Source organism: Microvirga sp. P4_G7 (assembly GCF_056401005.1).
On record NZ_JBFUKD010000371.1, the window covers coordinates 1 to 3655 of the forward strand.

Below are 3655 nucleotides of genomic sequence, written 5' to 3' on the forward strand. Positions count from 1 at the left end.
GATATGTCTCGCGCAGCCTGGGGACGGATGGTCCGGTCCCCGCTGGCGCGCTTAGCTTTGTCATAAGGAATTCTTCCCGTGAAGGTCATCGCCTCTTCACTGCGCAAAGGCAATGTCGTCGATATCGACGGCCGGCTTTACGTGATCCTGACGTCGCAGAACATCCACCCCGGCAAGGGCACGCCCGTCACCCAGGTGGACATGCGTCGGATTTCCGACGGCGTAAAGGTATCCGAACGCTGGCGGACGACGGAGCAGGTGGAGCGCGCCTTCGTCGAAGACCGCGACTATTCCTTCCTCTACCAGGACGGCGAAGGCCACCACTTCATGAACCCCGAATCCTATGAGCAGGTCGCCGTTCCGGCCGACATCATCGGAGATCTGGGCCCGTACCTTCAGGAGGGCATGGTCGTGAAGCTCAGCATTCACAACAGCGTTCCGATCGCCCTCGAATTGCCCGCGCGCGTCACGCTCGAGATTGCCGAGACCGAGCCGGTCGTGAAGGGGCAGACGGCCTCGTCGTCCTACAAGCCGGCCGTGCTCTCCAATGGCATTCGCACGCTGGTGCCGCCGCATATCACCGCGGGAACCCGTGTGGTCATCATGACCGAGGACGGTTCCTACGTGGAACGCGCCAAGGACTAGTCGAGCGCCTGAGCGTCTCTTCGAACGCGGTCCTCCGGGGCCGCGTTTTTGTTTGTCGACGGAACTTGCGGGCGGTTGCGTCTTGTCAGCCTCCGCTTCGATACTGCCGCCATCGTAGCCCGAAGGATCCCCTATGACCGCGAGCGTCCTTGCGCCGATCAATCCCCTTGTCGCTGACGTGGGAAGCCCACCGATCCCCGAGGCGCAAAGCTGGACCCGGCGCTACGACGGTTCCTTGGGGCCTCTGATCAACCTCTCGCAGGCGGTGCCGGGCACGGCGCCCCATCCGGCCTTGTTCGAGAAGCTCGCCAAAGCGGCAGGCTCCGCCGAGGCGGCGAAGTATGGCCCGATCGAGGGCGACAATGATCTCCGCGAGGCGTACGCCGCCGATCTGTCCCGGATCTATGGCGGCAGYGTCCGCAGCGCCGATACGGCCATGACGGCCGGCTGCAACCTCGCCTTCGTCGCCACCATGATGCTCCTCGCTCGCCACGGCGACGCGGTGCTGCTTCCCACGCCCTGGTACTTCAATCACCAGATGAGCCTCGACATGCTCGGGATCGAACCCCGGCCGCTGCCTTGCCGCGCCGAGAACGGCTTCGTTCCGCGCGTCGAGGACGCGGAACCGCTGCTGGACGGGAAGGTCCGCGCGATCGTTCTCGTGACGCCCAACAACCCGACCGGTGCCATCTACCCGCCCGATGTCATTCAAAGCTTCGCAAAACTCTGCCAGCAGCGGGGAATTTATCTCGTTCTGGACGAGACGTACCGAGATTTTCTGCCAAACGACATCAAGAGAGTACACGACGTATTTCAGGATGATTCCTGGCGCAGCTCGGTGATCCAGCTCTATTCGTTCTCCAAGGCCTACGCGATCCCGGGGCACAGGGCCGGCGCGATCACGGCGGATGCGCGGCTGATCGAACAGGTCGCCAAGATTCTCGACTGCATCCAGATTTGTCCACCGCGAACAGCTCAGCTTGCGCTGCCCTGGGCCATCGACGAATTGCGGCCCTGGCGCGAGGAGAACCGGGCCGAGATCAACGCGAGGGCGGCAGTGTTCCAGGAGGCGCTGGCGCCGTTCCCTGGGTGGAAGATCGAATCGATCGGGGCGTATTTCGCCTATCTCCGGCATCCGTTCACGGGGAAAACCGCTCAATCCGTCGCCGAAAGGCTCGCGACGGAGAGGGGCGTTCTCTGCCTTCCAGGCAGTTATTTCGGTCCGGGTCAGGAGCAGCACCTCAGAGTGGCCATCGCCAATGTAGGCGCCGACGTTCTGCGGAAATTGACCCCGCGCTTCAAAGACTTCGACGTCTGAGAGGGGATCATCCCATCGCGCCCTTGGCAGACCCGCAAGGGGGTTGTTACTGTGAGCGTGTGCAGGGCCGGTTCGTGGCGCCTAAGGATTGAGCCTTGACCATCAAGACCGATGCAATCGTCGAGCCGGGAGACCAGCGGTCATGCTCCGTCGACAGCTCGGGATGGGCCGAATCCGCGCCCGTGAAGCATCAGGCGCCGCGCCGCCGCCGCTCCTTCGAAAGCTATGCGGCGCTCGATCTGGGAACCAACAATTGCAGACTTCTGATCGCCGAGCCGGCTCATTTCGGGTTTCGGGTGGTCGACGCGTTTTCGCGCATCGTGCGGCTCGGTGAGGGCCTCGGCCATGGAAACCACCTGAGCGGCGACGCGATCGAGCGTACCATCGAGGCGTTGCGGGTCTGCCGCGACAAGATGGCGGCAAAGGACGTCAGACGGGCGCGTCTGGTCGCGACCGAGGCATGCCGGCTGGCCAAGAATGGTCATGAGTTCATCGCTCGGGTCCGTTCCGACCTCGATCTCGACCTCGAAGTCGTCGACCGCAAGACAGAGGCTTATCTCGCCGTCACCGGTTGTGCCTCCCTGGCCGATCCTGACGCCCAATCGGTGATCATCTTCGACATTGGTGGCGGATCGACGGAAATCGCCTGGCTCGATGGCGCGGCCACGCACGCCCATTCGGACCCCTGCCATCGTATCCAAGCCTGGGACTCGCTGCCCGTCGGCGTGGTGACCCTGGCGGAGCGCCACGGTGGCGTGGACGTCTCTCGGGACACCTTCGAGCGGATGGTCGACGAGGTCGCGGGCTTGCTCGAAGGTTTCGTCAAGCTGGCGGCGAAGGCCAGCGATTCACCGGATTTCCATCTATTGGGGACGTCGGGCACGGTGACGACGGTCGGTGGGATCCATCTCGGCCTGTATCGATACGACCGTCGTCGCGTCGATGGGTTGTGGATGCGCGACGACGAGATTACCAAGGTGATCGACGGCCTGATCGACACATCGCTCGATGAGCGGGCGTCGCAGCCGTGCATCGGCCGCGATCGCGCCGATCTCGTGCTCGCCGGGTGCGCCATTCTCGAAGCGATTCGCCGGGCCTTTCCGTCTGATCGTCTGCGCATTGCCGATCGCGGCCTGCGCGAAGGAATTTTGATGAACATGATGCGCGAGGACAATGTCTGGCGTCGGGAGACCCAGCGGTGAGCGAGAAATCGTCGACGGGCGCCCGCAACATGAAGCAGCGGGTGAAGACGGCGTACAAGCGTACGCTGTCGTCCCAAAAATGGCTCGAGCGTCAGCTCAACGACCCCTACGTGGCCCGCGCCAAACGCGAGGGATATCGCTCGCGCGCGGCCTTCAAGCTGCTCGAGATCGACGAGAAGTTTCATCTCCTGAAAACCGGTCAGCGCGTGGTCGACCTCGGCGCCGCCCCCGGCGGCTGGTCGCAGATCGCGGCCCGGAAAGTCGGACCGAGCGGAAAGGTCGTCGGGATAGACCTCCTCCCGATCGATGCGATGCCGGGGGTCGAGTTCATCGAACTCGACTTCCTCGACGAGAGCGCGCCGCAAAAGCTCATCGACCTCCTTGGAGGTCCCGCCGACGTCGTCATGTCCGATATGGCGGCGAACACGACCGGTCACAAGAAAACCGACCATCTGCGCATCATGGGCCTCGCCGAGGCGGCGATCTATTT

Annotated in this window: 4 protein-coding genes; all 4 read left to right on the top strand. The window is 63.5% G+C overall.

All coding sequences use genetic code 11. From position 1 onward, the window contains the following. Nucleotides 1-78: 78 nt before the first annotated feature. Complete coding sequence (efp, locus tag AC1DT3_RS14775) at nucleotides 79-645, top strand: elongation factor P (RefSeq protein ID WP_477466002.1); 567 nt, start codon at nucleotides 79-81, stop codon at nucleotides 643-645. Nucleotides 646-778: 133 nt separating this feature from the next. After that, entirely contained in the window at nucleotides 779-1963 is a 1185-nt protein-coding gene (locus AC1DT3_RS14780; protein ID WP_477466003.1) for an aminotransferase, read from the top strand. A 182-nt stretch (nucleotides 1964-2145) separates the two neighbouring features. Next, complete coding sequence (locus AC1DT3_RS14785) at nucleotides 2146-3165, top strand: Ppx/GppA phosphatase family protein (RefSeq protein WP_477466004.1); 1020 nt, start codon at nucleotides 2146-2148, stop codon at nucleotides 3163-3165. Nucleotides 3166-3194: 29 nt separating this feature from the next. Then, the coding region (locus tag AC1DT3_RS14790) for an RlmE family RNA methyltransferase (protein ID WP_477466005.1) at nucleotides 3195-3655 on the top strand (461 nt) is incomplete at its 3' end.